This window comes from Bradyrhizobium sp. TM102, assembly GCF_009176685.1.
Classification (GTDB): Bacteria; Pseudomonadota; Alphaproteobacteria; order Rhizobiales; family Xanthobacteraceae; genus Bradyrhizobium; species Bradyrhizobium ottawaense.
The window spans coordinates 4,741,763-4,766,798 of sequence record NZ_AP021855.1 but is presented as its reverse complement, the minus strand read 5'-3'; the positions used below and the strand labels follow the sequence as shown (position 1 = coordinate 4,766,798).

Annotated in this window: 26 protein-coding genes; 16 read left to right on the top strand and 10 right to left on the bottom strand. The window is 65.0% G+C overall.

Going from position 1 to position 25,036, the window contains the following annotated elements; all coding sequences use genetic code 11:
* Positions 1-39 precede the first annotated feature (39 nt).
* Positions 40-780 carry a FadR/GntR family transcriptional regulator gene (locus GDN70_RS22915; protein ID WP_018317590.1) on the bottom strand — a complete coding sequence of 247 codons (741 nt, stop codon included), beginning with the start codon at positions 778-780 and terminating at the stop codon, positions 40-42.
* Positions 781-1,435: 655 nt separating this feature from the next.
* Between GDN70_RS22915 and GDN70_RS22910 the strand changes: the two genes are divergently transcribed.
* The 3 genes from GDN70_RS22910 (at position 1,436) to GDN70_RS22900 (ending at position 3,692) form a co-directional block, all read left to right on the top strand.
* A complete protein-coding gene (locus GDN70_RS22910; RefSeq protein ID WP_038972510.1) occupies positions 1,436-2,212 on the top strand; it encodes a potassium channel family protein in 777 nt (258 codons plus the stop codon).
* A gap of 198 nt (positions 2,213-2,410) precedes the next feature.
* Entirely contained in the window at positions 2,411-2,779 is a 369-nt protein-coding gene (locus GDN70_RS22905; protein WP_038946492.1) for a GFA family protein, read from the top strand.
* A 97-nt stretch (positions 2,780-2,876) separates the two neighbouring features.
* Positions 2,877-3,692 carry a DUF4886 domain-containing protein gene (locus GDN70_RS22900; RefSeq protein ID WP_028145039.1) on the top strand — a complete coding sequence of 272 codons (816 nt, stop codon included), beginning with the start codon at positions 2,877-2,879 and terminating at the stop codon, positions 3,690-3,692.
* Between the two features lie 110 nt (positions 3,693-3,802).
* On the opposite strand, the gene GDN70_RS22895 is transcribed toward GDN70_RS22900, so the two are convergent.
* Positions 3,803-4,573 (bottom strand): exodeoxyribonuclease III, encoded by a 771-nt coding sequence (locus GDN70_RS22895; RefSeq protein ID WP_038946496.1) that lies wholly within the window; start codon positions 4,571-4,573, stop codon positions 3,803-3,805.
* Between the two features lie 40 nt (positions 4,574-4,613).
* Between GDN70_RS22895 and GDN70_RS22890 the strand changes: the two genes are divergently transcribed.
* A complete protein-coding gene (locus GDN70_RS22890) occupies positions 4,614-4,835 on the top strand; it encodes a cysteine rich repeat-containing protein (RefSeq protein WP_028145037.1) in 222 nt (73 codons plus the stop codon).
* Positions 4,836-4,958: 123 nt separating this feature from the next.
* Here the strand turns inward: GDN70_RS22890 and alr are convergent, their stop codons facing one another.
* The 3 genes from alr to GDN70_RS22870 all read right to left on the bottom strand — a co-directional run bounded on the left by alr (position 4,959) and on the right by GDN70_RS22870 (position 9,838).
* Positions 4,959-6,236, bottom strand: coding sequence for an alanine racemase (gene alr / locus GDN70_RS22885; RefSeq protein WP_173015958.1), 1,278 nt, complete (start codon positions 6,234-6,236; stop codon positions 4,959-4,961).
* A gap of 46 nt (positions 6,237-6,282) precedes the next feature.
* A complete protein-coding gene (locus GDN70_RS22880; RefSeq protein WP_028145035.1) occupies positions 6,283-7,791 on the bottom strand; it encodes a replicative DNA helicase in 1,509 nt (502 codons plus the stop codon).
* A gap of 796 nt (positions 7,792-8,587) precedes the next feature.
* A complete protein-coding gene (locus tag GDN70_RS22870) occupies positions 8,588-9,838 on the bottom strand; it encodes a cyclopropane-fatty-acyl-phospholipid synthase family protein (RefSeq protein WP_173015856.1) in 1,251 nt (416 codons plus the stop codon).
* 279 nt (positions 9,839-10,117) lie between these two features.
* Between GDN70_RS22870 and GDN70_RS22865 the strand changes: the two genes are divergently transcribed.
* The 3 genes from GDN70_RS22865 to GDN70_RS22855 all read left to right on the top strand — a co-directional run bounded on the left by GDN70_RS22865 (position 10,118) and on the right by GDN70_RS22855 (position 12,265).
* Positions 10,118-11,080 (top strand): hypothetical protein, encoded by a 963-nt coding sequence (locus GDN70_RS22865; protein WP_173015855.1) that lies wholly within the window; start codon positions 10,118-10,120, stop codon positions 11,078-11,080.
* 109 nt (positions 11,081-11,189) lie between these two features.
* Entirely contained in the window at positions 11,190-11,786 is a 597-nt protein-coding gene (locus GDN70_RS22860; RefSeq protein WP_038946501.1) for a TetR/AcrR family transcriptional regulator, read from the top strand.
* Between the two features lie 11 nt (positions 11,787-11,797).
* A complete protein-coding gene (locus tag GDN70_RS22855; protein WP_038972487.1) occupies positions 11,798-12,265 on the top strand; it encodes a PaaI family thioesterase in 468 nt (155 codons plus the stop codon).
* A 36-nt stretch (positions 12,266-12,301) separates the two neighbouring features.
* Here GDN70_RS22855 and rplI read toward each other — a convergent pair whose 3' ends face one another.
* The 4 genes from rplI to rpsF all read right to left on the bottom strand — a co-directional run bounded on the left by rplI (position 12,302) and on the right by rpsF (position 14,825).
* Positions 12,302-12,901, bottom strand: coding sequence for a 50S ribosomal protein L9 (gene rplI, locus GDN70_RS22850; protein WP_028145030.1), 600 nt, complete (start codon positions 12,899-12,901; stop codon positions 12,302-12,304).
* 51 nt (positions 12,902-12,952) lie between these two features.
* A complete protein-coding gene (locus tag GDN70_RS22845; RefSeq protein WP_152103066.1) occupies positions 12,953-13,939 on the bottom strand; it encodes a hypothetical protein in 987 nt (328 codons plus the stop codon).
* Between the two features lie 131 nt (positions 13,940-14,070).
* The gene (gene rpsR, locus GDN70_RS22840) at positions 14,071-14,310 is read right to left on the bottom strand and encodes a 30S ribosomal protein S18 (RefSeq protein ID WP_007592020.1); all 240 of its coding nucleotides are present in this window, start codon (positions 14,308-14,310) and stop codon (positions 14,071-14,073) included.
* A gap of 5 nt (positions 14,311-14,315) precedes the next feature.
* The gene (gene rpsF, locus GDN70_RS22835; RefSeq protein WP_028145028.1) at positions 14,316-14,825 is read right to left on the bottom strand and encodes a 30S ribosomal protein S6; all 510 of its coding nucleotides are present in this window, start codon (positions 14,823-14,825) and stop codon (positions 14,316-14,318) included.
* A 337-nt stretch (positions 14,826-15,162) separates the two neighbouring features.
* On the opposite strand from rpsF, the gene GDN70_RS22830 reads away from it, so the two are divergent.
* The 9 genes from GDN70_RS22830 to gmk all read left to right on the top strand — a co-directional run bounded on the left by GDN70_RS22830 (position 15,163) and on the right by gmk (position 23,861).
* Positions 15,163-15,867, top strand: a complete 705-nt coding sequence (locus GDN70_RS22830; RefSeq protein ID WP_028145027.1) for a TetR/AcrR family transcriptional regulator C-terminal domain-containing protein — start codon at positions 15,163-15,165, stop codon at positions 15,865-15,867.
* A gap of 3 nt (positions 15,868-15,870) precedes the next feature.
* Entirely contained in the window at positions 15,871-16,896 is a 1,026-nt protein-coding gene (locus tag GDN70_RS22825; RefSeq protein ID WP_152103065.1) for a fatty acid desaturase family protein, read from the top strand.
* Positions 16,897-17,069: 173 nt separating this feature from the next.
* Positions 17,070-18,029, top strand: coding sequence for an ACP S-malonyltransferase (gene fabD, locus GDN70_RS22820; protein ID WP_152103064.1), 960 nt, complete (start codon positions 17,070-17,072; stop codon positions 18,027-18,029).
* Between the two features lie 101 nt (positions 18,030-18,130).
* Entirely contained in the window at positions 18,131-18,868 is a 738-nt protein-coding gene (gene fabG / locus GDN70_RS22815; protein WP_028145024.1) for a 3-oxoacyl-[acyl-carrier-protein] reductase, read from the top strand.
* A gap of 313 nt (positions 18,869-19,181) precedes the next feature.
* A complete protein-coding gene (locus tag GDN70_RS22810; protein ID WP_008130699.1) occupies positions 19,182-19,421 on the top strand; it encodes an acyl carrier protein in 240 nt (79 codons plus the stop codon).
* Positions 19,422-19,529: 108 nt separating this feature from the next.
* Positions 19,530-20,795 carry a beta-ketoacyl-ACP synthase II gene (gene fabF / locus GDN70_RS22805; RefSeq protein WP_028145023.1) on the top strand — a complete coding sequence of 422 codons (1,266 nt, stop codon included), beginning with the start codon at positions 19,530-19,532 and terminating at the stop codon, positions 20,793-20,795.
* A gap of 125 nt (positions 20,796-20,920) precedes the next feature.
* Positions 20,921-22,195, top strand: a complete 1,275-nt coding sequence (gene mltG, locus GDN70_RS22800; RefSeq protein WP_028145022.1) for an endolytic transglycosylase MltG — start codon at positions 20,921-20,923, stop codon at positions 22,193-22,195.
* Positions 22,196-22,310: 115 nt separating this feature from the next.
* A complete protein-coding gene (locus tag GDN70_RS22795; RefSeq protein ID WP_038946510.1) occupies positions 22,311-23,198 on the top strand; it encodes a YicC/YloC family endoribonuclease in 888 nt (295 codons plus the stop codon).
* A 3-nt stretch (positions 23,199-23,201) separates the two neighbouring features.
* On the top strand, positions 23,202-23,861 hold the full coding sequence (gmk, locus tag GDN70_RS22790) for a guanylate kinase (RefSeq protein ID WP_028145020.1): 660 nt from the start codon (positions 23,202-23,204) through the stop codon (positions 23,859-23,861).
* Here gmk and GDN70_RS22785 read toward each other — a convergent pair.
* On the bottom strand, positions 23,794-25,023 hold the full coding sequence (locus tag GDN70_RS22785) for a hypothetical protein (RefSeq protein ID WP_080670308.1): 1,230 nt from the start codon (positions 25,021-25,023) through the stop codon (positions 23,794-23,796). The genes gmk and GDN70_RS22785 overlap by 68 nt on opposite strands.
* Positions 25,024-25,036 lie beyond the last annotated feature (13 nt).

Below are 25,036 nucleotides of genomic sequence, written 5' to 3'. Positions count from 1 at the left end.
CTTGGTTGATTGGCTTCTTGGTTGACCGCGCTGCCGCGATCATCCCGAGGCGCTGGTCTTGTCGATGTCGCCGACGATGGCGCGCCGCCGGTACTCGTCGCCGATGGCGAAATGCTTGCGCAGCGTCGCGTCCGCCCGCTCCGGGTCGCGCGCAATCACGGCCTCGAAGATGCGGCGGTGATCGTCGATCAGATAGGTCTTCATCGACGGGAAGGCCTGCACCAGCTCACGGCGGCTGCGATGCGAATGGGTCAAGAGGCCGGCCAACGAACCATGCAGGACCGTCAGTGTCTCCGAATGCGAGGCGACGACGATGGCACGGTGGAAGTCGAAATCGGCCATGCCGCCGGCATCGGCCTCGTCGATCGTCTCGCCGATCTTCGCGAGCGCGCGCTGCAGGCGCTCGAAATCTGCAATGTTGGCACGCTCGCAGGCGAGGCGGATCGCCTGGCATTCGATCGCGACGCGCGCCTGCATGACGTCGTCGAGCATGTCCGCCTGCTGGGCGAGCGCGAAGGTGAAGAAGTCGTTCAGCACCGACACGTCCGGCCGGGTCACCACGGTGCCGATGCGATCGCGGATCTCGACGATGCCGAGCACGGTGAGGGCACGCAGTGCCTCGCGGACGATCGGCCGGCTGACGCCGAGGAGAGTTGCCAGCTCGCGTTCCGAGATGAGGCGGTCGCCGGGCTTGAGCGAGCCGGCGAGCAGGCGTTCGCGCAGGAAGGCGAACACCTTCTCGAACCCTTTTTCGCCTTCGGTGGCCCGCTTGAGCTCCATTCCCGTCCCGCTGGTCTGATCTTGGTCAGACCAGTATGCTGACCAAGGGGCTGAGGTCAAGAGGCTCGGCTCTCAAGCCGGCCTCGGTTCCGGCCTTAGTCCACCGGGAGCCGCTTTTGGCCGTCGATGTCGACATCGCCCAGTCCGTGATCGGGTCGTCGGGGCGGCATCGAGGCGGCGCTCGCGGCAAACTGGACGGCGAAGCTCGACTATCTCCACATCGACCTTGGCAGCACCTATTCGACGAAGACGTTCATTCTCGACAACGACGAGTTACCGATCCGACATCCGCAACAATGTCGATCGCGTCGGCTTCAACTCAGCGGACGATCCTCGCAGCGATACTGACACCCATTGCGGGTCGGAGTTTCGGAAACGCTTGAACGTCACGTTCTGCGCCTGTGCGGCACCAATGCAGGCGAGCGACATCGCAGCGATCAGAATAATTCGCACCGCGAATAATCTCGGAATAGATCAGGTGGGCTAAGAAATTATCGCGAAACTGGCGCAACCATGGCTTTCGTGTCGGACACCGTCCAGTCGCTCAGGGTTGGCAACCCTTCTCCTGTTCGGCCAAAGATGGCAGCGATCGGGTTCGATCTTGCGGCGCGCTCTCCGAGTTGCCATCATCCGTGCGAACCGCGATCATGATGCCGTGACTCTCAATTCTCTCAGAAGCAATGTCCGTCGCCTTTACGAGGGCGCAACGCCAAGCGGCGTGCGCTTCCGCTACGCGCTGCTCGCCTTCGACATCGTGACGGTGCTGTTCATCATCGCAACCTCGTTCCTGCCGCCCAGTGAGATCGTTGAAACGCTCGATGTCCTGTTCGGCGTCACGTTACTCGCCGACTTCTCGGCGCGGCTTCTGGTCGATCGGCATCCGTTTCGAAAATTCAGTCAACTCGCGACTTGGGCTGACATGGTTGCGATCGTATCGTTCCTGGCACCGCTTGCCGGCGAGGCGGGCGGCTTTTTCCGGATCTTGCGAACGTTGGGCCTGCTTCGCGACTACCAGATGCTGGTGAGGTTGCGCATGGATTCTCCCTTCTTCCGTCGCAACGAAGACGTCATCTTCGCCGTCACGAACCTGGCCGTCTTCATCTTCGTCATGACCGGGATCGTTTACGAGACCCAGAAGTTTCGCAACGATGAGATCCGGAACTATGCCGATGCCCTGTATTTCACCGTCACGGCGCTGACAACGACCGGCTTTGGCGACATTACCCTGCCGGGCACGCTCGGTCGCTTGATCACCGTCGTGATCATGATTTTCGGCGTGACGCTGTTCTTCAATCTCGCACGCGCGCTCCTCAGTCCCCACAAGGTGCGATTTCCGTGCCCGACTTGCGGGCTCCAGAGGCACGATGCCGACGCCGTGCATTGCAAGGCCTGTGGCACCGTTCTCAATATTCCCGACGAAGGGGCCATCTGAATCCCCGAGGCATCGTGCCGGTGTTTTGCCCGACGGCAGGCAGGTCGAATTGCGGAAATCAGTAACTCATTGATCCGACAGCGGTCGGCTACTGTGCATGGGGTTGTTTTTCATATTTTGGTTGAGGCGTCCTGCTGCTGACAGCATGTTGGCAGCAGGGGCTGGCTATGCCCCAGTTCTGACACAACGGGAGGGGTCATGCCGATCGAGGCAAGTTGTCATTGCGGTGAGACGGTGTTCGAGGTGACGGAGGTGCCTTCGAGCGTGACGCGCTGCACCTGCTCGCTCTGCGCCAAGCGCGGCGCGCTGTGGGCCTATTACACGCCGGCGCAGTTTCGTCTGCTGTCACCGCCGGACAATGTCGCGACCTATCTCTGGGGTAGCCGCACCGTCAAACATCATTTCTGTGCAAGCTGCGGCTGCGGCACCTATTCGGAGTCGCCGGACTGGTCGACCGGCAAGCCCGATTTCGACAATCCCAAGGTCGCGGTGAATGCGCGCCTGTTCGACGATTTCGATCTGGAGGCGGTGCCGGTCAACATGATTGACGGCAAGAACTTGTGGTGAGCATGCATGCGCGCAGATGTCCGCTGCACGTTCGCGCTCTTGAGGCCATTTTGAAAAGCTGATTTGGTTCCGGCCCTGGAGAAAAGGGGAGGAAGCCATGATGCGTCTTTTTGCGCGAGTCATGCTCGCAATGTGTCTCGCCGTTGCAGCCGGCTTCAATGTCCAGGCGCAGACCAGGCCGAAGGTGACTTCGCTCGGACCGGACTTCCCCAAGGCAGCGCTGTTCGTCGGCAACAGCTTCTTCTACTACAACAACGGCATGCCCGGGCATCTCACCTTCATGGAGCGGGCGGTGGATCCCGCGAACAAGGCGGTGTACCGCAACACCATGGTGACGATCGGCGGCTCCGGCCTCGATTGGCACGACATGGACAATCTGCTGCGGCCGGGCGGCCTCGGCGCGTATTCCTTCGACGAGCAGAACAACGTCATCTTCAACAAGCCAGGCCGGCAGTACGACGCCGTCGTGATGATGGATTGCAGCCAGTGCCCGATCCATCCGCAATTGAAGGACGCGTTCGCGACTTTCGCGAAGAAGGACAGCGAGATCGTTCGCGTCCACGGCATGCGGCCGGTGCTGTTCATGTCCTGGGCCTATGCTGACAAGCCGGAGATGACGGAATCGTTGGCCGAGGCCTACACGATCGCAGGCAATGCCAACGATGCGTTGGTCATTCCTGCAGGTCTTGCCTTCGCGCGGGTGCGCAAGCTGCGGCCGGAGCTCAATCTGTATGCGCTGGACAAGCGGCATCCGAGTCCGGCGGGCACCTATCTTGCGGCATGCGTGACGTTTGCCGCGTTGACAGGCCGTTCGCCTGTCGACAATGCCTACACTTTGGGGCTGGATGCGGGGACGGCGCAGCTTCTGCAAAAGGCGGCATGGGACACGGTGCAGGACTATTATGGGCGCTAAACTCGGGTGATCGCAGGGTGGGCAAAGGCGCACTTGCGCCGTGCCCACCGTCTGTCTCCGTAAACGAGTTTGGTGGGCACGCTTCGCTTTGCCCACCTACGGCACTTCTGCTATTTCAACACCACCCATGCTGGCGCGTGATCGCTGGCGCCATCCTCGCCGCGGATATTCTTGTCGACGCCGGCCTTGGCCAGGCGCGGGGCGAGGGCTGGGCTGAGCAGGAGATGATCGAGCCGCAGCCCCGCATCGCGCGGCCAGCGGTTCCGCTTGTAGTCCCAGAACGTGTAGATGCGCTGGTCCGGATGCAGCTCGCGGATCGCATCGCACCAGCCTTGCTCGACGAGCGAAGCAAAGGCTGCCCGGCTCTTCGGCTGGATCAGCGCATCCTTGTCCCATGAGCGCGTCGGATAGATGTCGATCTCTGCAGGCGCGACGTTGTAGTCGCCGGCGAGCACGACGGGCAGATCCTGCTTGATGAGGCTCTTGGCGTGGCGCTTGAGGCGCGCGAACCAGTCGAGCTTGAAGTCGAATTTCGGCCCCGGTTGCGGATTGCCGTTCGGCAGATAGATGCTGGTGACGATGATCCCGCGCACGGCGGCTTCGAGATAGCGGGCTTCGAGATCGCTGGGTTTTCCAGGCAAGCGGTCGCGGGTCAGAATGGGCTCTGCATTGCGGGCGAGGATCGCGACACCGTTCCAGGTCTTCTGTCCGCGCCACACCGCGCCATAGCCGGCCTTTTCGATCGCGGCCGCCGGAAATTCGCCATCACTTGCCTTCAATTCCTGAAGCGCGACGACATCGGGCTTTGCCGCGCGCAGCCATGCCAACAGATTGGGCAGGCGGCGGTTGACGTTGTTGATGTTGAATGTCGCGATCTTCATGTAGAGCTACCGGCTCCTGCCTTCCGTACCCGGAGATAAAATGTCCAAGTTGAACTTTGCCGCCATCGTCGTCGCCCTCGCGTTCTCCGGGGCCGCGTCGGCACAATCGTCCGACCCGCGCGGTGCGTGCAAGGCAGACTATGATAAATTCTGCGCCGGCATCGCGCCGGGTGGAGGGCGCGTCGTCGCCTGCCTCACCGACAAGCGCGATCAGCTCAGCGCGACCTGCAAGGCGGCGCTGGACAACAGGAAGAAGAAGTAAGCGATCCCTTCCGTGTCCCGGACGCGCGTAGCGCGAGCCGGGACCCAGACAGCGACACGGTGCGCTGTAGAGAGATGGGCCCCGGCTCAGCAGCGCACTGCGCCGCATCCGGGGCACGAGAGTTCAGCCCGGCAGCGGCGGCGGGGCTGCCGGCTGCTCGATTGGCGGCGGGGAGGGCGGTTGCTCGGCGGCCTGCGCTGGCTCCGGCTTCACCAGCGGTTCCTCTACATTGCCGCCTTTGTAGAGTCGGGCGTAGCGGTGGCCGAGGCTGGTCAGCACCTCGTAGCCGATGGTGCCGAAATGATGCGCGAGCTCGTCGACGGTGATGCCCTCGCCGAGCAGCGTCACCAGGTGGCCGCGCCGCGCTGCATTCTGCGGCAGATCGGTGATGTCGATCGCGATGAGATCCATGGAGACGCGGCCGGCGACGGGGCAGCGCTTGCCGGCGACGATGACCTCGGCGCCGCGGGTGCCGTCATTGGAGCTGGCGGCGCGGAAATAGCCGTCGGCATAACCGACCGCGATGATCGCGAGCTTTGTCGGCCGCCGCGCGGTCCAGGTGCCGCCATAGCCGACGGTCTCGCCGCGCTCGATAGTGCGGATCTGCACGATGCGCGCCTTGAGGTCGACCACCGGCTGCATCGGATTGTCGGCCTCCGGCGTCGGGTTGACGCCGTAGAGCGCAGCGCCCGGCCGCACCATATCGAACTGGAAGGGCGCGCCGAGGAAGATGCCGGAGGAATTGGCGAGCGCCGCCGGCACGCCGGAGAATTCGCTGGCGATGCCGCGGAAGGCCGCGAGCTGCTTGGCGTTCACGGGGCTGTTGAGCTGCTCGGCCGAGACCAGATGGCTCATCACCAGCGTGATGCCGTGATCGCCGGCATTGATGCGGGGGATGATGGCCTGCGCTTCCGATAACGTCAGGCCGAGCCGGTTCATGCCGGTGTCGATGTGAACGGCCGTGCCCCCGGTCCAGCCGGTGCGGCGGCAGAACACGTCCCACTCGGCGAGCTCGTTGAGGTCGCCGATGACAGGACGGCAATTGATCTTGGCGTAGTGCTCGCCGGTATTCTGGAAATAGCCGCCGAGCACGTAGATCGTGGGCTCCGGCACGGCTGCGCGCACCTTGCGCGCTTCCTCGATGGTGGCGACGAAAAAGGTCTTGCAGCCGGCCTTGCTCAGCGCACGCGCGACCTCGGCGGCGCCGCAGCCATAGGCGTCGGCCTTGATCACCGCCGAACACTCAGCCGGCACCGCCGTCTTCTCGAGCTTGCGCCAATTGGCAATGATGGCGTCGAGATCGACGGTCAGCACGCCGCCATAGGCAGCGAGCGCGGCAGCCTGGTTGGCCTCCGCGGAGAGAAGGCCAGATTGTGAGATGGTTTTCGGGTCGGACGCCATTGTCATGGCGTCGTTTTACGCAAGAGGCCGGTCCTGTTCAAGGAACTCAGTAGTCGTTGCCGCTGCGAGCCGGCAACTGACTGTCAGGCGCGAGGTCGCCGAACCGCGTGATCGAGGCCTCGAAGGCCAAGTCAACGGTGCCTGTCGGGCCGTGGCGCTGCTTGCCGATGATGACCTCGGCCTTGCCGTGCGCAAGACTCATGTCGAGCTGCCACTTCTCGTGTTCAGGCGTGCCCGGGCGCGGTTCCTTCATGGCGAGGTAATATTCCTCGCGATACACGAACAGCACGACGTCGGCGTCCTGCTCGATTGATCCGGATTCACGCAAGTCGGAGAGCTGCGGCCGTTTGTCGTCGCGGGATTCGACCTGGCGTGAGAGCTGGGACAGCGCGATGATCGGAACGTTGAGCTCCTTGGCGAGCGCCTTCAGGCTGGTCGTGATCTCCGTGATTTCCTGCACGCGATTATCGCTCCGCTTGCCCGAGCCCGACAGCAGCTGGATGTAGTCGATCACGAGCAGATCGAGGCCCTTCTGCCGCTTCAGCCGGCGGGCGCGCGCCATCAGCTGCGCGATCGACAGGCCGCCGGTCGCGTCGACATAGAAAGGCAGCGATTGCAGCTCGATCGAGACCTCCCGGATCTTTTCGAAATCGGCTTCCGAGATGCCACCGCGGCGGATGTGGGAGGAGGGAACGCCGGTGCGCTCGGCCACGATACGCGTGGCGAGCTGGTCGGACGACATTTCGCAGGAGAAGAAGCCGATGACGCCGCCATTGGCGGCCTTCGTGGTGCCGTCGGCCTGGAGTTCCGGAACATAGGCTTGCGCGACATTGTAGGCGATGTTGGTCGCCAGCGAGGTCTTGCCCATGCCGGGACGGCCCGCGACGATGATGAGGTCGGAGTGCTGCAGGCCACCCATCTTGGTGTCGAGATCGCGCATGCCCGTCGAGATGCCGGACAGCTTGCCGTCGCGCTGGAACGCCTTTGCAGCGAGATCGACCGCGACCGCCAGCGCCTGCGAGAATTTCTGGAATCCGCCGTCATAGCGGCCGGATTCGGCGAGCTCGTAGAGGCGGCGCTCGGCGTCCTCGATCTGCGCCCGCGGCGCGAAATCGACCGGGGCGTCATAGGCGACATTGACCATGTCCTCGCCGATGCCGATGAGGTCGCGACGCAGCGCCAGGTCATAGATGGTGCGGCCGTAGTCCTGAGCATTGATGATGGTGGTCGCTTCCGCCGCAAGGCGCGCCAGATACTGCCCGATGGTCATACCGCCGACGTCGGTGTCGGCGGGCAGGAACGTCTTCAGCGTCACGGGCGTGGCGATCTTGCCCATCCGGATCAGGCTGCCGGCGGTCTCGTAGATGGTCTGGTGCAGCGGCTCGAAATAATGCTTCGGCTCGAGGAAGTCGGAGACACGGTAGAACGCATCATTGTTGACCAGGATCGCGCCCAGAAGGCTCTGTTCCGCTTCGATATTATGCGGCGCGCTCCGGTAGGCGGGAGTGCCGGGCTCGGGTGCGAGTTTGAGGACGTTCGAATCAGTCAGGGCCATGGTCGGACGTGCTTAGCAATTTTCTTGGGCGGATGCGGGGCCGGGATAAAGCGCCGCCTCGGTGCAAAGCGGAAGCGAAAGCTGACCGCTATCAACCGCTCAGTTAAAATGGTGGATGATTAGCGCTCGCAGCACGCGTCGCGCTTGACGGATTTTTGCGGAACTCGCCCGGCCAGGAAGTGGCCGCCACGGCGCCATGGAAAAATCCTGCAACCATGTACCTTATGGCATGAACCTAATGGATTGGCGCGCAGACGAATCCAGAAGCGCGCGAAATGACGCACGCTGGCGGCTTTGGGCTCGCCTTCAGACCAGCAGGAGGTAGACCAGCGCCACCAGAGCCGCCCCGACGCCGGTAACGATCAGGGCGTAATCGGTGCGGAGGTCGTCCTGCACGTCGAATGAGGTTTGGGTCTCTTTGCTCATGGCGACGGTCTAAGCCAGGCCCGACCAGACTTATGTGAATTGGATCACATCTCCCCGGAATCTTTCGGGGGTAAGACGGGAACAGGCAGGCGGGGGAGGGAATTGTCTCCCGCGATCCGTCAACAGGGAACGAGGCAGGCGATGCGGCCAGAACGGCAGCACCAGATTTGGCGGAGCGAGGCGGGTAGCCGGCTTTGGCTCTCGGGGCTGATTGCGGCCATGGAGCACGCGGAACGGCCCGAAATACGTCGCCAGCCTGTCGCCCCGGAAATCCTGGTCGCGCTGAGGGCGCAGCTGGCGTTAACGGCCAGTTTCCGCTCCTCCCAGATGTCGACCCTGCGTCACTAGGATCTATTCACCAGACTAGGACCTATTCACCAGCCAATTTCAGTCTGGGCTTGCTCGCGCGTTCGCGAGCTCGCAGCCGGGCTTCTTCACGCGGCATGTAGTCGCGGGTGATCGGCACCACGCCTTGGCGCCGGGTGAGCTGGATCTGGAAGTTCATCATGGCTTGCTTGCGGAACGTCATCTCGCAGGCCGCCAGATAGAATTCCCACATCAGCGCGAAGCGCTCGTCGTAGAGCTGCACGGCCTCCTCGCGCCGCGCCATGAAACGTTCCCGCCAGGCCTTCAGCGTTTCCGCGTAGTGCAGGCGCAGGATCTCGATATCGCAGACCAGGAGGCCGGCGCGCTCGATCGCCGGCAGCACCTCCGACAGCGCCGGGATGTAGCCGCCGGGGAAGATGTATTTGGCGATCCAGGGATTGGTCGAGTCCGGGCCCTGCGAACGGCCGATCGCGTGCAGCAGCATGATGCCGTTCTCGCCCAACAGCTCGGCGCAGCGTTGGAAGTAGGTGTCGTAGAAGCGGGCGCCGACATGCTCGAGCATGCCAACGGAGACGATACGGTCGAACGGGCCCTCGATGTCGCGATAGTCCTGGAGCAGGAATCTGGCCGATCCGGTCAGGCGCTTTTCAGCCGCGCGCGCGTTGGCGAGCTGCAGCTGCTCGCTCGACAGCGTCACGCCGGTGACGTCGGCGGCGGCGATCTCGGCGAGGTAGAGCCCGAGCCCGCCCCAGCCGGAGCCGATGTCGAGGACGCGCTGGCCGGGCCTGACCAGCAGCTTTGCGGCGATGTGCCGTTTCTTGGCGATCTGCGCGTCGTCGAGCGTCGCGTCCTGCGTCTCGAAATAGGCGCAGCTATATTGCTTGTCGGCGTCCAGGAAGAGCGAATAGAGCCGGGCATCGAGATCATAGTGATGCGCGACGTTGTGGCGGGAGCGCGAGCGCGGATTGAACTGCTTCAGATGCCGCGTCAGATAGCGCAGGCGCCACCAGGGTTTTGCCCACTGCGGCAATAGGTCGGGTTGATCGAGCAGGATCGCGAGGGCATCAGCTATGGTGCCGTGCTCGACGATGAACTCGCGGTCCATATAGGCCTCGCCAAGCCCGAGCTCGGGATTGACGAGGATCTTCCGCTCCGCCTCCGCGGTGACGAAGCGCACCGCGACCGGTTCACCAGTGCCGTCTCCAACGGTGAACTTCGATCCGCTCGAGCCGGTCACCGTCATCGTGCCGCGGCGGATGAATTGAGACAGAAATCTACGCAACAAGAGGTCCATCGACACCTTCCTCTCGAGCGAACCCGAAGGGATGCGACTAACCCGGCCTTCACTTCTGACGCCCAGGTGACGCGGCGGTTCCTATGCGCTTGCATCCAAATTTAGGGAGGCAGGATCGGCTGCGCTAATGCGCTGAGTTCACAGCCGATATTCGCAAACCGCTTAATCACATCCTTGCGCGTGGTGCCTGCTTCCATTCGTGGCTCAATCGGATAAAAGGTGACCGCTGCCGCGCCGCACGCTGGCTGCAACTCTCGGAATTCAATGGAGATGATGGGAATGTCGAGCCGAGCGCTCAGCCTCGCGACGGTATTGCTTCTGATCGGCTTCGGCGCGGCCGATACCGTTTTTGCGCAGGTGACCAACCTCGAGGCCGGCAAAACCCCGTCCCAGCTTTTCGCGCAGACCTGCAATGCGTGCCACAAGAGCCCGCGCGGACTTCTGAAGTCCGTCGCGCCGGGCTCGCTGCCGGGCTTTCTGCGCCAGCACTACACCACGAGCTCGGATATGGCGGGCATCCTCGCCTCCTATCTCGTCTCCAACGGCGCCACCGACACCCGCTACCAGGCCAAGGACGGCAAAAAGGACGGCGCGAGGGAGAAGGACGCGAGCACCAATCCCGATCATCAGGGCCGCCGCCCGCGCGCCCAGGACGCAGCCAGGCCGGATGGCGAGGCCGCTGCTCCCGTAGCGGAAGGTGCGCGCCAGAAGCGTGCCGCACGGCCCGCCGAGGAGGGCACGAAGCCCGAGGGACAGGCTGCGCCCGAGGGACGCAAGGGCAAGCGCCGCGCCAAGCCCGGCACCGAGGAGGCGCCGAAGGTCGACGCCGCCGCGCCAGCCATTGACGAGAAGAAAAGCGAATCCAAGCCCGAGTCCAAACCTGAGTCCAAGCCCGACACGGCCAAGGTCGAGCCCGGTCGCGACGAGGCCAAGCCCGACAGCGGCAAGGCGTCCGAGAAGTCTGTTGAGACCAAGCCTGACAGCGCCAAGGCCGAGCCCCGCGGCAGCGAAGCTCCGGCGCTGCGGCCCGATCCAGTCCCGGCGGTAGCGCCGGCTGCGAAGCCTGCCGAGCCAGCCGCACCCAAGCCGGCGGAAGAGGCGGCTCCCAAGCCGGCCGCGCCTGCGGCCAGCTCCGAGCCGGCGGCCAAGCCGCAGCAGCCGGCGCCACCCGCGACCGCTGCAGCCCCGCCCGCCGCGCCGGCCGAGCAGTCCGGTCCGCCAACGCCGCCGATCTCGCGCTAAGCCAGCGACATTTTTGATCGACATGCGGAGGCCGCGTTTCATCGCGGCCTCCGCATTGCATTGACCGCGTCTAGAGTATTGCTCTAGAGTAATACTCTAGGAGGCGTCCATGACGGCGAGCGTGCGGAACGACCTGTTGGCAGCCGGGCTGATCGTGTTCGACCGCGTCGGATTCGAGGCCGCGACGGTGGCCGCGATCCGCACCCGGGCCCGCGCCTCCAATGGCAGCTTCTTTCACGCCTTCGGCTCGAAGAAGGAGCTCGCCGGTGCGCTGTTCCTGGAGGTCTTGCGGCACTATCACGCCGCGGTGCTGGCGGCGCTCGATCCCGTGCCCGATGCGGAGCAGGGCATCGATCGGCTGATCCGGGCCCATCTCGACTGGGTCGTGACCAGCCGGCGCGAGGCGCGCTACCTGTTCGAGATTTCGCGGAGCGAGTGGGGCGAGGACGTTCGCGACGCCCAGCGCGCGCAGAATGCGCGGCTCGCCGACGGTATCGAGCGCTGGCGCGCGCCGCTCGTTGCAAGCGGTGAGCTCTTGCCGATGACGCCGGTGATGTTCGTCAGCCAGCTCATCGGGCCGGCGCAGATCTTCTGCCGCGCCTTCCTGTCGGGACGCGACCGCGCCGATCCGCGCGTCGAGGCCGACACGTTGATCGCCTGTGCCGGCCGTGCGCTGAGGCCGCCCGAACGCATCAACAAGACATAAGGAGAGGCCTCATGAGCGCCGCAGCAGATCCCGAATTCGCCACTGTGGCCGAACGCATCCACGCCAATGTCGGCCGACAAGGCTTCATGAACCTGGTCGGCGCCGAGCTCTCGGAATTGTCGCGCGGCACCTGCACGATCGCTGTGGATCGCCGGCCGGAGCTGCTGCAGCAGCACGGCTTCTTCCACGGCGGGGTCACCGCCTTCCTGGTCGACAACGCCACGACGATCGCAGCCGCGACCTCGCGCGGCCAGCCGGCGCTGACGGCGGAATACAAGCTCAACCTGTTGTCGCCCGCGGTCGGTGAGAAGCTGATCTGTCGTGCCCGGGTGATCAAGCCGGGCCGCCAGGTGTCGGTGGTCGCGGCCGACGTGTTCTGCGTCAGCGACGGTGTCGAGAAGCACACGGCGACGGCGCTGGCCTCGATCGCGATGTGGAGCGAGGACGTCGCCGCCAAAACGAAAAGCCCGGCCGCCTGAGGCGACCGGGCTTCGCTTCGCGTAGGAATGCGAGGCTTACTTCTCTTCCGCGGCCGGTGCCGGCTCGGCTTCGTCGTGCTCGGCTTCCGGATCGAAGAACTCGCCGGCGGCGGCGATCGCCTCGGCGGCCGCATCGCGGTCCTCGTTGCGGGTCGAGATGTCCTCGCCGCGGTTGATGCGCTCGGCCTCGTCCTGGCTGCGTGCGACCGTGACGGTGATCTCGACCTCGACCTCGGGGTGGACGGCAACGGTGATGGAGCGCTTGCCGATGGTCTTGATCGGCGCGTCGAGCTGGACCTGCGGGCGGGCCAGCGAGATGCCGTCGGCTTCGAACGCGACGACGATGTCACGCACGTTGACCGAGCCGAACAGCTGGCCGGCTTCCGAGGCCTGGCGGATCACGATGATGTTCTTGCCCGCGATCTTCTCGGCGACCTTTGACGCCTCGCCCTTGCTCTGGAGGTTGCGGGCCTCGAGCTCGGCCTTCATGCCGTCATACTTGGCTTTGTTGTCGGCGGTGGCGCGCAATGCCTTGCCGCGCTTGAGCAGGAAATTGCGGGCATAGCCGTCGCGAACCTTCACGACTTCGCCCATCTGGCCGAGCTTGTTGACGCGTTCCAGCAAAATGACTTCCATATTCGTTCTCCTTTTGAAGTGCTCTGTACGGTTTCGGTTTCGGGGTTGAACTCAAGGGGTCGGCAGCGGCGGCGGTTGCCGGCTGCGCAGGAAGCGTTCGCGGAAGCCGAACACGGCATCCGCAAGTCCGAGGATCACCATCGCGATCACGGGCCATCCGAACACGACCACGACGGCGTAGGTTGAGCCGAGCCAGAAGGTGCGGCTCTTCAGCGTCAGCGTGAGCGTATGCAGCACCGCAAAGCCGGTCAGCGCATAGCCCATCATCAGCGCGGCCGCGGTGATCTGTGCCGCGATCGCGAGCAGCCCGCCGGTGAAGCAGAAGGCGAGCGCGATGCAGAGCGCCACCAGCGTCATCGGCGGCAGCTCCGCCGTCATCATGTCCGGCCACGGGCGCCGCAGCCGGCCCGAGGTCGCCGTGATCTTGGCGCTGAGCCAGAGGTTGAGCGTCAGTGTCATCATCGCGATGATGGTCGCCGCGGCCGGTGCGATCCGCACCAGCGCGTCGACGAACTGGCCGGCTTCGCCGGAGCTTTGCGGGTCGGTGGCCCGGAGGAGGCGCATCAGGCCGCGCCGCAGCGTGCCGATGATGGTCTCGGCGTCGGTCCCGAGCGTGAGCAGGGCGGCGATCGTGGTCAGCGTGGCGAAGCCGGCGAGCCACAGCAGGATGCGGCCGACCGGATACCATTCGAGGTCAGGTTCGGCGGGCGCGGCGCCGTCTGGCGCGGCATGTCCCACGGCAACCTTTCCCACAGGACGGCTGAGCAGCGCGAGATGGCCGAGCCACCAGGCCGGCAGCGCGACGGTGACGGCGAATGCGATGCAATAGGGCAGGCCGAACAGGGCACCGAGGCCGATCGCAGCGGCGATGCCGCCGAGGCTTGCGCAAAGCGGTCCCCAGCCGATCGCGGCGACCATCAGCGGCAGCGGTGCGAGATAGAACAGGACGAGCGAGATCAGCGCGCCCGAAATGATCGAGGCGAACATCAGGGCCGACGCAGCGCCGGCGATCAGGGCTATCAGCACAAAGGCCATCATCAGCTGTCCCGCTCCCTTCGAGCGGTTAGAGGCATCTCGCCCCAACCATCGGCGACCGGACGACCCGGAAGCCTTATGAGTTCAAAAAAGTCGCGACCGGCGGCGTGACGCCGCCGGTCGAATTGGTCGTATCAGCGAATGACGTAGGGCAACAGGCCCAGGAACCGCGCGCGCTTGATGGCGCGGGCGAGCTCACGCTGCTTCTTCGCGGACACCGCGGTGATGCGGCTCGGCACGATCTTGCCGCGCTCGGAGACGTAACGCATCAGCAGCTTGGAGTCCTTGTAGTCGATCTTGGGAGCGTTGGCGCCCGTGAACGGACAGCTCTTGCGACGACGGAAAAATGGGCGGCGTGCACCAGCTTCAGCCATTGTTCTTACTCCCCGTCCGTCGTGGTGGTGGTTTCAGCTTCTTCGCGCGGACGGCGCGGGCCGCGGTCACCGCGGAAGCCACCACCGTCACGATCGCCACCACGGAAACCACCCTCGCGGTCGCCGCGGAAGCCACCGCCTTCGCGGTCGCCACGGAAGCCGCCGCCACGGTCGTCGCGCTCGCGGTCACGGTCGGCCTTGCGCATCATCGCGGACGGGCCTTCCTCGAGCTCCTCGACGCGGACGCTGAGATAGCGGATCACGTCTTCGCTGATGCGCTCCTGGCGCTCGATCTCGGCGATCGCCGCGGACGGCGCGTCGATGTTGAGCAGAACGAAGTGCGCCTTGCGGTTCTTGTTCATGCGGTAGGTGAGGGAGCGTACGCCCCAATTCTCGGTCTTGGTGACCTTGCCGCCGAGACCCTCGACGATACCGGTCATCTGCGCAGTCAGTTCTTCGACCTGCTGCGTGCTCGCGTCCTGACGCGCGAGAAAGACATGCTCATAAAGAGCCATGGTGGTCCTTTCCTCATGTTGGCGCATCGCCCGGCGTCAAGCCCTTAAGAGGCCTTCGGAAAGGACTCTGGGATTAAGCTCAGAAGGCGGAAACACGGGACGACGGGCCGACTGGCCCTGCCACACCAAAATCACGAATGACTTGCTGAGACCGTCCGTTCAGCTCCCGGCCGGGGTCTGCGGATGCGCGCCTTATACGGATTTTGGCTGACTTGGCAAGGTTGGAGTGTCCCGTTTCCGGCCGGGCGGTGCTGGCAGGGGGGGCCAAACCCACGCTCCCGTACCAGCTTGATCTATTTGTTTGTATGTCATACAAATAATGGATCGGGAGGTGCTGATGGCGGGTGAATCGATCCAGGCTCCGTTTGAGGCGTCGGCAGGCGATCCGAAGCACGCTACGCGGGCCACACGGTCGGCGGGGCGCAAGATGCGCTCGCTGCTGCTGGATGCGGCAAGCCCCCTGTTCCGGGAGCGGGGACTTTCGGGCACGGCGATCACCGACATCGCGGCCGCCGCGGACGCATTCCCGAGCCAGATCACCTACTACTTCCGCACCAAGGAGGCGCTGTTCGTCGAATGCGCTTGCCGCGAGCTGCTGTATCTGGCGCGTGCGACCGAGCAGGCGGCGCTGAAGGCGCGCACGCCACGGGACTACACGCATGCGCTCGCGGAGACCGTGACGGCGAGCGATTCAGTGGCTTTCTTTGCCGAGGCGCTGACATTGACGCGGCGCCGCCAGGATCTCGCACCGCTGGTCGAGCGCACGATCGAGCGCCTGCACGGCGAAGGCGCGCGCGCCTATGCGAGCCAGGTGGCGCGGCACGGCTGGCGCTCGCTGCGCGCGCCCGACGAAAGCTCGCGGCGGTTCTGGGCCGTCGCCATCGGCGTCATTCTCGAAGGCTACGCCATGGGCCGTTCGCCCGAGGCGCTCTGCGCCGAGATGCTGCGCGTGCTCGGCGAGCAGGCGAAATCCGATGACACGGCGCGCCTGCGTCTCGTCGAGGGGCGCGAGGCATCAAGCAATTCGAACGAGGAAGGCTAGGCCATGACCGCGCTTCGCATGCGTGCCCGCGATTTCCTGACCGACGACCAGCTTGCCGACGTGCGAGAGCGTGTGACCTGGAAAGGTGTTGCGCTGATCGCGCACGCCTGGGCGCTGATCATTGGCGCGATCGCCTTGGTCGCGTGGTGGCCCAATCCGGTCACCTATGTCCTCGCCGTCGCGATCATCGGCTCGCGTCAGCTGGGCCTCGCGATCCTGATGCATGATGGCGCGCATGGCTGCCTGTCCACTGATGAGAAGACCAATCTGGCCCTGAGCCAGTGGCTCTGTGCCTATCCGCTGTTTGCGGAGACGCGCAGCTACCGGCGTTACCACCTTCAGCACCATGCGCGCACGCAGCAAGAGGATGATCCCGATCTCGTGCTGTCGGCGCCGTTTCCGATTACTAAGCTGAGTTATCGCCGCAAGTTCATTCGCGACATCACCGGACAGACCGGCTACCAGCAGCGCAAGGCGCAGCTGCTCAATGCGCTCGGGCCGAAGGACTGGCCGTGGCAGCAGCGTCTGGCGCATTTCTGGGACAAGCTCGGCCCGCAATGCCTCCTCAACGCCGCGATGTTCGCAGCGCTCGCGGCGGCCGGCGTGTGGTGGGCCTATCCGCTGCTCTGGCTGGTGCCGCTCCTGACCTGGATGATGGTCATCACCCGCATCCGCAACATTGCAGAGCATGCCGTCGTCCCCGACAGCAGCGATCCCCTGCGCAACACCCGCACCACGCATGCCAATGTTCTCGAGCGCCTGTTCATCGCGCCGTACTACGTCAACTATCACCTCGAGCATCATCTGCTGTTCTACGTGCCCTGTTACAATCTGCCGAAGGTCCATCGCCTGCTGAGCGAGAGCCGGCACGCCGGCCGCATGGAGGTGCAGCCGAACTACGCGGCGGTCTTGCGGCTGGCGACCGCAAAGCCTGACAAGGAGGATCGGCCGGGGCAGTTGGCGAGCAGCGCGCGCCGTGCGCGGGCCGGAGCGGAGGTCGACGCCAACCAGACCGCCGGTGGGTTTTGAGGGGGCGCATCCCCAGTTGAGTGCTGCTCGAAGTTCCCATCTCGGCTTGACAGTCCGGCCCCGGACAGTGTCTACGGCCCCCTTTGGAGCACGATCCGGAACCATGGCCTAACGCCGTGCGTAATCGGCTGCCGGTTCTCGCAGGGATCGTGTCCGACAAGCAGGGAGCGCCGATGACGGCTGCATTCACATTTCCTGGACAGGGTTCCCAGGCGGTCGGCATGGGCAAGGCCCTGGCCGATGCCTTTCCGGTGGCGCGCGCCGTGTTCGACGAGGTCGACGCCGCGCTAGGGGAGAAGCTGACAGCGATCATTTGGGATGGTCCGGCCGAAACCCTCCAGCTCACCGAAAACGCCCAGCCGGCGCTGATGGCGGTGTCTGTCGCCACCCTGCGCGTGCTGGAGGCTGAGGCGGGATTTTCCGTGGGACGAGATGCAGCCTTCGTCGCCGGCCACTCGCTCGGTGAATATTCGGCGCTGGCCGCGGCCGGCAGCCTGACGGTCTCGGATACCGCCCGCCTGCTTCGCACCCGCGGTCTCGCAATGCAAAAGGCCGTCCCGGTCGGCGCCGGCGCGATGGCCGCGCTGCTCGGTCTCGACTACGAGGCGGCCATCGAGGTCGCCAAGGAGGCGGCGCAGGGGCAGGTCTGCCAGGCCGCCAACGACAATGGCGGCGGGCAGGTTGTCGTCTCGGGCGACAAGGCCGCGGTCGATCGCGCCGTCGAGATCGCCAAGGCCAAGGGCGCCAAGCGCGCGATGCTGCTGCCGGTGTCCGCCCCGTTCCATTGCAAGCTGATGCAGCCCGCTGCCGACGCCATGGCAGAAGCGCTGTCGAAGGTCACGATCAAGGCCCCGGCCGCGCCGCTGGTGTCGAACGTGCTGGCGAGCGCCATCACCGATCCCGACGAGATTCGTCGCCGCCTGGTCGAGCAGGTCACCGGCACCGTGCGCTGGCGCGAGTCGGTTGCCTATATGGCAGGGCAGGGCGTCACGCGGTTCTTCGAGATCGGCGCCGGCAAGGTCCTGTCCGGTCTCGTCAAGCGCATCGCGGACGGCGCCGTCGGCGTTTCAGTCGGTGGCCCGAACGACATTGCCGCCGCCAAGGATGCATTGGCCGCTGCCAAGCAGGGCTAAAGCGCGATGATTGCTCATCGCGCTTGAGTTTTTCAGTTTACGCACGATCTTTCGGAAACCGCTGCGCACTTTTCCGGATCGTGCTTTGGAGGAGTTTTTCGATGTTCGATCTGACTGGTAAAAAGGCGCTCGTCACCGGCGCGACCGGCGGCATCGGCGGCGCGATCGCGCAGGCGCTGCACGCGCAGGGTGCGACGGTTGCGATATCAGGAACGCGCAAGGAGGTGCTGGATGAGCTTGCCGGCAAGCTCGGCGAGCGCACCTTTGTGTTGCCCTGTAATCTCTCCAAGGCCGACGAGGTCGAGGCGCTGGTGCCCGCTGCGGAAGCGGCAATGGGCCAGGTCGACATCCTCATCGCCAATGCCGGCATCACCCGCGACAATCTCTTCGTGCAGCTCCGGGACGAGGATTGGGAGGAGGTCATCAACATCAATCTGACTTCGACCTTCCGCCTGGCGCGCGCCGCCACCAAGCTGATGATGCGCAAGCGCTTCGGCCGCATCGTCGCCATCACCTCGGTGGTCGGCGTCACCGGCAATCCCGGGCAGGGCAATTACACGGCGTCGAAGGCGGGCCTGATCGGCATGATCAAGACGCTGGGGGCCGAATACGCCAAGCGCGGCGTCACCGCCAACTGCATCGCACCGGGCTTCATCAAGACGCCGATGACCGATGCGCTCAACGACAAGCAGCGCGAAACGATTCTGACCAAGGTTCCGGCCGCCCGCCTGGGAACGCCCGAGGATATCGCGGCGGCGGCCGTCTACCTCAGTTCGAACGAAGCAGCCTACGTCACCGGCCAGACCATTCACGTCAACGGCGGCATGGCCATGATCTGAAGCGTTCGTTCCGCACTGCCCACATGGGCTGTGCGGATGCGGCAAACGGCCGTTTCCGGAGGGAAATGAGGCTTGTAGTCAAGGCAATTGAAGTATGATAACCGGACGCTCAACGGATGGGCAAAGAACGCCATTGCAGGTTTTTGAAACCCTGTATATTGGCGATGCGGAGCCTTGGCCGTCGTTCGCCGGGCCCTGTATCGGTTAGGATGGGGCCAAATCAAAGTTCGTAAGCGAAGGCAAGTAACACGACCACGACGGCTCGTATCGTCCCGGGGGGTCGGGTCTACAGGGAACAACACGAGGTTATGCAATGAGTGACATTGGCGAACGGGTTAAGAAGATCGTGGTCGAACACCTTGGTGTTGAACCCGAGAAGGTTGTCGACGCCGCGAGCTTCATCGACGACCTCGGCGCCGACAGTCTGGACACCGTCGAGCTGGTGATGGCGTTCGAAGAAGAATTCGGTTGCGAGATTCCGGACGACGCTGCGGAAACGATTCTCACCGTCGGCGACGCCACGAAGTTTCTCGAGAAGAACGCGAAGAGCTAAGGCTCTTCATTTTCGCGGGGACAACATTGAAACCGGACGGGCCGCTTCCCAGCGGTCAGCCGGTTTCTTGTTATTGGCCGTGAATCTTTCGATGCGGAGTTTTCGGATATGAGGCGGGTTGTCGTCACTGGTCTCGGCATGGTGTCGCCACTCGGCTGCGGCGTCGAACCGACCTGGAAGCGCATCCTCAACGGCGAGAGCGGTGCGCGCAGGATCGAGAGCTTCGATGTCTCCGATCTTCAGACCAAATACGCCTGCACGGTCGTGCGCGGCGACGGCACCAACGACACCTTCAATCCCGACAAGTGGATGGAGCCGAAGGACCAGCGCAAGGTCGACGACTTCATCATCTTCGGCATGGCCGCAGCCGGCCAGGCGCTCGACGACGCCAACTGGCATCCGGAGACCGAAGAGGACAAATGCGCAACCGGCACCATGATCGGGTCGGGCATCGGCGGCCTCAACGGCATTGCCGAGACCGCGATCCTGCTCAAGGAGCGCGGACCGCGCCGGGTGTCGCCGTTCTTCATTCCGGGCCGCCTGATCAATCTGGCTTCCGGCTACGTCTCGATCGCGCACGGACTGAAGGGACCGAACCATTCGGTGGTCACGGCCTGCTCGACCGGCGCACACGCCGTCGGCGATGCCGCCCGCCTTATCGCGCTGGGCGATGCCGACGTGATGGTCGCTGGCGGCGCGGAATCGCCGATCAGCCGCATCGGCATTGCCGGCTTCAACGCCGCGCGCGCGCTGTCGACCGGTTTCAACGAGACACCCGAAAAGGCCTCGCGTCCCTACGACAAGGACCGCGACGGTTTCGTGATGGGCGAGGGCGCCGGAGTCCTGGTGCTCGAGGAGCTCGAGCACGCCAGGCGCCGCGGCGCCAGGATCTATGCCGAGGTGATCGGCTACGGTCTTTCGGGTGATGCCTATCACATTACCTCGCCGTCGCCCGACGGCGATGGCGGCTTCCGCAGCATGTCTGCCGCGCTCAAGCGCGCCGGCCTGACCGCCTCCGATCTCGACTACATCAACGCGCACGGCACCTCGACGCCGCTCGGCGACGAGATCGAGCTCGGCGCCGTCGAGCGTCTGCTTGGCAATGCCGCCTCCAAGGTTGCGATGTCCTCGACCAAATCGTCGACGGGTCATCTCCTCGGCGCGGCCGGTGCGATCGAGGCGATCTTCGCCATTCTCGCGATTCGCGATAATGTCGTGCCGCCGACGATCAACCTCGACAATCCGTCGGTGGAGACTGCGATCGATCTCGTGCCGCATACGGCGAAGAAGCGTGAGGTCAACGTCGCCCTGTCGAACTCGTTTGGTTTTGGCGGTACCAATGCGTCGGTGATCGTCCGGCGCCTGGCCAGTTAGTTTAAGTTTGAGACGAATCCACCGTTTTGCCGTATTCGGCGATAGTCATGGAAGTGGGCGCGTGCATTTGGCAGGGCAAGCGATTGTCGGGCCGCGATTGAACCGGCAGGATTCAGGTTGTTTCGATGAGTGAAAGGCCGCCCATTTCGCCCCGGAGTCCGCGGGCAGCGCTCGAGCCCGAGCAGGTCCCGCCGCCGCCGAAGCGATCGGACCGTGCGCGCAATCCTTTCGTGGTCGTCGGCAACGCCATCATCACCCTCCTGCTGATCGCCATGCTCGGCGCCGGCGGCATCTATTATTACGGCCGGCAAGTGCTCGAGGCGCCCGGGCCACTCAAGGATGACAAGATCGTCAACATCCCCCAGCGTGCGGGCAAGCGCGACATCGCCGAGACGCTGAACCGGGAAGGCGTGACCGACATCAACCCGTGGGTGTTCATCGCCAGCGTTGCCGCGTTGAAGGCGAGCTCGGACCTCAAGCCGGGCGAATATTCGTTCCAGAAGAACGCATCGCTGCGCGACGTCATCGCCACCATCGTCGAGGGCAAGGTGGTGCAGCATGCCGTCACGATTCCGGAGGGTCTGACCTCCGAGCAGATCGTGGCGCGCCTGTCCGACAACGACATCTTCACCGGCAGCGTGCGCGAGCTGCCGCGCGAGGGCACGCTGCTGCCCGAGACCTACAAATTCCCGCGCGGCACCCCGCGTGATCAGGTGGTCCAGCGCATGCAGCAGGCGCACAAACGCGTGCTCGCCGAGATCTGGGAGCGCCGCAATCAGGACATTCCGGTCAAGACGCCGGAGCAGCTGGTGACGCTCGCCTCCATCGTCGAGAAAGAAACCGGAAAGCCCGACGAGCGCAGCCGTGTCGCCGCGGTGTTCACCAACCGGCTGAAGCAGCGGATCAAGCTGCAGTCGGATCCGACCATCATCTATGGCCTCGTCGGCGGCAAGGGCACGCTGGGCCGCCCGATCAAGCGCAGCGAGATCACGCAGCCCTCGCCCTACAACACCTATGTGATCGAGGGCCTGCCGCCGGGTCCGATCGCCAACCCCGGCCGCGCCTCGCTGGAGGCCGCCGCCAATCCAGCCCGCACGCGCGACCTCTTCTTCGTCGCCGACGGCACCGGCGGGCACGCCTTCACCGAGACTTACGACGCCCATCAGAAGAACGTCGCCAAGCTCCGCGCCATGGAAAAGCAGATCCAGAACGACACGGTGGAGCCGGCCGAGGATGCGCCGCCGCCCGCCGCCGTCGCACCCGGAGCTGCCGATACACCGACGGCGACCACGCCGGCCCGGCCCAACCAGCAGAAAAAGCCGCCGGCGGCACGCCCCGCCGCTCCAGCACCGGCGCGGCAGGGCGCGGTGCAGCCCTCGCCGCCGGTGGTCCAGCGCTAGGCGCGTTGCAGACCTGCTTGCGGGACTTTGCGGATTCCACTTTCCTGCAAAATAGTCTTAAGTTTCGCGTGGCTTGATGCCTCGCGAATCCCGTGTTTCTGGAGAATTTGACCTGATGGCGCTGTCGTCCATGACCGGCTTTGCGAGATGCCACGGCGCTAGCGGGCCGTACACCTTCGAATGGGAATTGAAGTCGGTCAACGCCAAGGGCTTTGACCTCAGGGTGCGGCTGCCGCAGGGGTTCGACGAGCTCGAGGCCCATGCCAAGAAACGCGCCGGCGAGCTGCTGTCGCGCGGCACCGTCTACGCCAATCTCACCGTCAAGCGCGCCAATGCCGCAGCCTCTGTCCGCGTCAACGAGGACGTGCTCAACGCCGTGCTGAAGGCCGCCGCCATGATCGCCGGCAAGGTCGACGCGGTGGCGCCGAGCATCGACGGCCTGCTCGCCATCAAGGGCGTCGTCGAGGTTGCCGAGCCCGAGGGCGAGGAGGAGGAGGACAAGGCCGCGCGGATCGCCGCCGCCGAGGCTTTCGACAAGGCGCTCGCCGATCTCGTCGAGATGCGCAAGCGCGAGGGCTCGTCGCTCGGGCAGATCCTGACCCAGCGGGTCGACGAGGTCGAGCAATTGGCGAAGAGGGCGGAAGCCGCGCCCGGCCGCAAGCCGGAGGCGATCAAGGCCAGGCTTGCCGAACAGATCGCGAGCCTGCTCGACACCTCCGACCGTTTCGATTCCGACCGCCTGATGCAGGAGGCGATCCTGATCGCCACCCGGGCGGACATCCGCGAGGAGCTCGACCGCATCGCGTCCCACATCGCGCAGGCGCGCGAGCTGATCGGCAAGGGTGGCCCGATCGGCCGCAAGCTCGACTTCCTGGCGCAGGAGTTTCACCGCGAGGTCAACACCTGCTGCTCGAAGTCGAACGACATCGAGCTGACCAATACGGGCCTCGCCATGAAGAACGTGGTCGAGCAGTTCCGCGAGCAGGTCCAGAATCTGGAGTGATCGATGACGAGCGGCGGTCACGGAACTGACGGTGTCGAGCGGCGCGGATTGATGTTCGTGCTGTCCTCGCCCTCGGGCGCGGGCAAGACGACGCTGTCGCGTCTTTTGATCGACCGCATGTCCGGCCTGAAAATGTCGGTATCCGCGACCACGCGGCCGATGCGGCCGGGCGAGGTCAACGGCAAGGACTATCTGTTCGTCGACAAGCCCCGCTTCGAGGCGATGGTGAAGGGCGATGAGCTGCTGGAATGGGCCACCGTGTTCGACAACAGCTACGGTACGCCGCGCAGCCCCGTCGAAGCCGCGCTATCGTCCGGGCAGGACGTGCTGTTCGACATCGACTGGCAAGGCACGCAGCAGCTGCGCGAAAAAGCCCGCGCCGACGTCGTCAGCGTCTTCATCCTGCCGCCCTCGGCGGCGGATCTCGAAAAGCGCCTGCATTCGCGCGCGCAGGATTCCGACGAGGTGATCCGCAAGCGCATGAGCCGGGCCAGCCACGAGATGAGTCACTGGGCCGAGTACGACTACATCGTGATCAACCACGACGTCGACGAGGCGTTTGCCGAGGTGCAGTCGATCCTGAAGGCCGAGCGCCTCAAGCGCGAGCGGCGGATTGGCCTCGTTGGTTTCGTACGAGCTCTGCAAGCTCAGCTTCAGGGCTAGGCTGCGGCAGCCGCGGCCCTTGCTTCGCCAGCCGTTCCAGCATCGCGGTGATCACGTCGACGTCGACGGCTTCCCCAGCCTGCGCATCTACCTGAGCATCTTCATGGCGATCGACGGGCTCTTCGTCGGCCGTATCTTTGACCGCGAGCCGGGGCGCCGATGCCTCGATCTCGAACTTTCCGTTGAAGATGTCGGCCTTGTCGAGCTCGGCGGCCTTGTTGCGAATGGACGCGGATTGCGCCGCGATCCTGCCGATCTCCCTGGTGAAGGCGGCGATTTGCGCGGTCTGCGGCGGCCGAACTTCATCGAAGTCGACGGGGCCCTGCTGTGCGCGCGGCGTGACGGCCGGCTCCGCACCGAGCCAGGGCGCGCGGCTTGCGTCATGGTCCTGCGGCGTCCAATCGTCCCAACGTCCGCGGCGGTCGGCGGCCTGGACGCGGAGGCGTCCGCCGGCGAAGCGGTAGATGATGCTGGCGAGGATGCCGGCGAGCGCCAGCGCGCCGCCGATCACGAGCAGCAGCATCTGCACCGAGCCGGCCGGCTTGTCGGCGGAGCCGTCTGCGCCGGCCAGGGCCATCGGCGCGGGAGGCTTTGCCGGCTTCGCGCCCGCCGGCGCGGTGGCCGCAACGGGGGCCGGCGGCGGTGTGGGCGCGGCGGAGGCCGGAGAGGCCTCGGGCCAGCGCGCGGTCACAGCCGGCTGCTGCGCGTTGGTCGCAGGCGCGCCGCTTGGCGGCTGCTGGGCGACCGGCGGCGCATTGGTTGCAGCGGGCGCGGGCGCGCTCATGTTCGGCGTGCCTGGTGCGGCACTCGTCTGCGGAGCGGTGTATTCGGCGCGCGCGTTCTGCATCGCTTGCGGCACGGCCGAATCCGCCTCGGGCGTGTCGGTCGTCGCCTGCGCGGTCTGGGAGGATTTGCCGCCTGCGGCGCGCAGATACCAGCATTGCCGCTTGGTCGTGCGGTCGAGACGATAGTACCAGTGTTGCCCCTGCGGCGCGGCGCCCTTCGGCGAGGCGAGGCAGTCGGCGGCCGCGTTGGCTGTGCTCGATGGCGCCGGCGCGTTCTGCGACACGGCGGCCAGTGGCGCGCCGGCAATGATGCTGCCGACTAGCGCGGATACGAATTTTGCGGTGCGGTTGCCCATCCTGGTCTCCCGGTTACGCATGACGCAACTCTTA